4 protein-coding genes are annotated in these 3,524 nt (G+C 75.7%); all 4 read right to left on the bottom strand.

From position 1 onward, the window contains the following. Positions 1-95: 95 nt before the first annotated feature. A complete protein-coding gene (locus DY245_RS33980) occupies positions 96-776 on the bottom strand; it encodes a VOC family protein (RefSeq protein ID WP_128510986.1) in 681 nt (226 codons plus the stop codon). Next, complete coding sequence (locus DY245_RS33975) at positions 773-2,182, bottom strand: cobyrinic acid a,c-diamide synthase CobB (RefSeq protein ID WP_128510985.1); 1,410 nt, start codon at positions 2,180-2,182, stop codon at positions 773-775. The genes DY245_RS33980 and DY245_RS33975 overlap by 4 nt, the downstream gene beginning before the upstream one ends. A gap of 25 nt (positions 2,183-2,207) precedes the next feature. Next, on the bottom strand, positions 2,208-2,804 hold the full coding sequence (cobO, locus tag DY245_RS33970) for a cob(I)yrinic acid a,c-diamide adenosyltransferase (RefSeq protein ID WP_128510984.1): 597 nt from the start codon (positions 2,802-2,804) through the stop codon (positions 2,208-2,210). Continuing rightward, positions 2,804-3,524, bottom strand: a 721-nt coding sequence (locus tag DY245_RS33965) for a vWA domain-containing protein (RefSeq protein ID WP_128510983.1), incomplete at its 5' end; no start/stop codon positions are given. The genes DY245_RS33965 and cobO, both read right to left, overlap by 1 nt.

Raw genomic sequence — 3,524 nt, 5'->3', positions numbered from 1 at the left:
GACGACCAGCGGTGCGCCGTCACCGGCCACCGGTGCCGCCCCGGCGCCCGGCTCCGCGCCCTGGCCGGGCCCCCGCGTACCCGCCGCCCGGCGTCTCATACGGCGACGGCTCCCCGCCCGAACGCCACCCGGCCGTGCCGGCCCTCCAGTACCGCGGTGAGCTGGGCGGGCCCGCCGGCGACCGGCTCACCCGGCCACCGCACGCCCAGCGCCGCCCACGCGGCCCGGGCCGCCTCGGGGTCGGAGTGCGTCGCGTCGAGCGAGACGAGCGGCAGCAGTGGGAGCCCGCTGCCGGACGGATGCGGGGTCGCGCCCCAGTCGAGCAGGAAGGGGGCTAGGGAGACCGGGGAGACACGCCCCAGCCCTTCGCCCGCCCCCGGAGGGGTCAGCTGCCAGTCGATCCGCCCGCCGTCCGGCGTCCGCCGGGCCATCGCCACCGGGTCACCCGGGTCGTAGCCCCGCGCCCGCGCCTCGGCGACCCGGCCGGCGATGCCGGTGACCCGGACCGCCCAGGTGACCAGCCGCGGCCCCGTCAGCGCATCGATGCCGAACCACCGCGGCCCGTCCGGCGCCGGCTGCTCCGGATCGGGCCCGATGATCTCGAAGTACGCCCCGCCGCCCAGGCCCAGCAGATGATTGCGGGTGCCCCGGCCCGGATGGCTGCCGCCGCGCACCGGCCGTACGCCGGTCAGCTCGGCGACCTCGGCGACCGTGCGCTCCAGGTCCGGGGTGGCGTAGACGAGGTGGTCGAGGACGGCGGGGGCGCCGCCCGTCATCGCGCGGCACCCGGGGCGACCGCACCCCGCGCCGCGCCCGCCACCAGCCGCCGGGCCAGCGACGGCTCGGCGGCCCAGTGCACATGCAGATACGAGGCATGCACCCCGCCGGTCACAAAGCCCTCCACCCGCCGCTCCGGATGCGTCAGGCCCCATGCCGGGTCCGTGCCTGCGCCCGGCTCCAGCGCCGTGCGGTGGAACTCATGGCCGCGCACCCGGGTCCCGGCCGCGGCCAGCGCGTTGTCCCGCAGCGCCACCGCCTCCCGGTAGCCGAGGGTGAGCCGCTCGGTCATCCGGGCCTCGGCGGGCAGCACCCCGCACATCGGCCTGCCGTCGATGGACCGGGACAGATAGAGCAGCCCGGCGCATTCGGCGGACACCGGTGCCCCCGAGGCGGCCAGCGCGGCCACCGCCACGCGCAGCGGCGCGTTCGCCGACAGATCCGGCGCATACACCTCGGGGAAGCCGCCGCCGATCACCAAACCCTGGGTACCGGGCGGCAGTTGTTCGTCCCGCAGCGGGTCGAACGGGGCCACCTCGGCGCCCGCGGCGGCCAGCAGTTCGGCGTGTTCGGCGTACGAGAAGGTGAACGCGGCGCCGCCCGCGACGGCGATCAGCGGCCTCGCGGGGGAGCGGGCACCCGCGGCGGTGCCCCCGGCCGCGGCCACCTCCGCCGCCGGGTCCCACGCCGCGTCCGGCAGCTCCGGCACCGTCCGTGCCAGCGCCAGCAGCGCCTCCAGATCACAGCCCGCCCGCACCCGCGCGGCGAGTTCACGCACCGACTCCACCGCCTCGGCCCGCCGTTCGGCCACCGGCACCAGGCCCAGATGCCGCGAGGGCGTACCGGCCAGCCCGTCACGCCGCAGCGCGCCGAGCACCGGCACACCGGAGGAGCCCATCGCCTCGCGCAGCAGCTCCTCGTGGCGGTCCGAGCCGACCTTGTTGAGGATCACCCCGGCCAGCCGTACCTCCGGATCCCACGAAGCGAAGCCGTGCACCAGCGCGGCCACCGACCTCGACTGCGAGGACGCGTCCACCACCAGCACCACCGGCGCCCGCAGCAGCTTCGCCACATGCGCCGTCGAGGACAGCTCGCCCATCCCGGACGCCCCGTCGAACAGCCCCATCACGCCCTCGACGACGGCGAGATCGGCGCCCGCCGCGCCGTGCAGGAACAGCGGTGCGATCCGGTCCGGACCGCACAGATAGGCGTCCAGATTGCGGCCGGGGCGCCCGGTGGCCAGCGAGTGATAGCCCGGATCGATGTAGTCGGGACCCACCTTGTGCGGCGACACCACGAGCCCGGCCTCGGCGAACGCCGCCATCAGCCCGGTGGCCACCGTCGTCTTCCCCGCGCCCGACGACGGCGCGGCGATCACCAGCCGCGGGATCGAGCCGCCGCTCATGCCGTACTCGCCATGCTTGCCCGGCTCACCATTCGATGCCCCGCTGGCCCTTCTGGCCCTCGTCCATCGGGTGCTTGACCTTCGTCATGTCCGTCACCAGATCGGCGAAGTCCAGCAGCGGCTCGGGCGCGCCCCGCCCGGTGATGACGACATGCTGCGTACCGGGGCGGTCGCGCAGCACCGACACCACCTCCTCGGTGTCGATCCAGCCCCACTTCAGCGGATACGCGAACTCGTCCAGCACCAGCAGCTTGTAGGTCTCCGCGGCCAGATCCCGCTTGACCTGCTCCCAGCCCTCGCGCGCCGCGTCCTCGCTGGAGGTGATGTCGCGCTGCACCCAGGACCAGCCCTCGCCCATCTTGTGCCAGGCGACGCTGCCGCCCTCGCCGGAGTCGCCGAGCACCTTCAGCGCCCGCTCCTCGCCGACCTTCCACTTCGCCGACTTCACGAACTGGAACACCCCGACCGGCCAGCCCTGGTTCCAGGCGCGCAGCGCCAGCCCGAAGGCGGCGGTGGACTTGCCCTTGCCCTGGCCGGTGTGGACGAACACCAGCGGGCGGTTACGGCGCTGGCGGGTGGTGAGCCCGTCGTTCGGTACGACGGACGGCTGTCCCTGCGGCATTACGCGGCCTTCCTGTTGCCTTGCACGGTCCGTACGAGCGCGGAGACGCTGTCCGCGCGCAGCTCGTCGAGGGTGATCGCGGTGCCCTGGAGCTCACGGGCCAGCTCGCCGGCCAGCCCCAGCCGCACCGGGCCCGCCTCGCAGTCCACGACCACCGAAGCGGTGCCCCCGGCGGCCAGCAGCCGGGCCGCGCGGGAGGCCCGCACCACCGGCTCCGGGCCGCCGGTCGCCCGCCCGTCGGTGACGACCACCAGCAGCGGCCGCCGCGAGGCGTCCCGCATCCGCTCCACCCGCAGCACCTCATGGGCCCTCAGCAGCCCCTCCGCCAGCGGCGTACGGCCGCCCGTCGGCAGCTGCTCCAGCCGCGCGGCACCCGCCTCGACCGACGACGTCGGGGGCAGCGCCAGCTCGGCGCCGCCGCCCCGGAAGGTGATCATGCCGATCTTGTCGCGCCGCTGATAGGCGTCCAGCAGCAGCGAGAGCACCGCCCCCTTGACGGCGCTCATCCGCTTCCGCGCCGCCATCGAACCCGACGCATCCACGACGAACAGCACGAGATTGCCCTCCCGGCCCTCGCGCACCGCCTCCCGCAGATCGTCCCGGCGCACCACCAGCCCGCGCCCGCTGCGGCCGCGCGCCCGCTGGTGCGGCGCCGCGGCCTGCACGGTCGCCGCCAGATGCAGCTTGCCCAGGGCGCCCTGCGGACGCCGCGCCCCGGTC

Origin of the sequence: Streptomyces inhibens (genome assembly GCF_003389455.1) — a bacterium.
Classification (GTDB): domain Bacteria; phylum Actinomycetota; class Actinomycetes; order Streptomycetales; family Streptomycetaceae; genus Streptomyces; species Streptomyces inhibens.
Note: the sequence above shows the minus strand (reverse complement) of the source record. Positions and strands in the feature narration are given on the sequence as shown.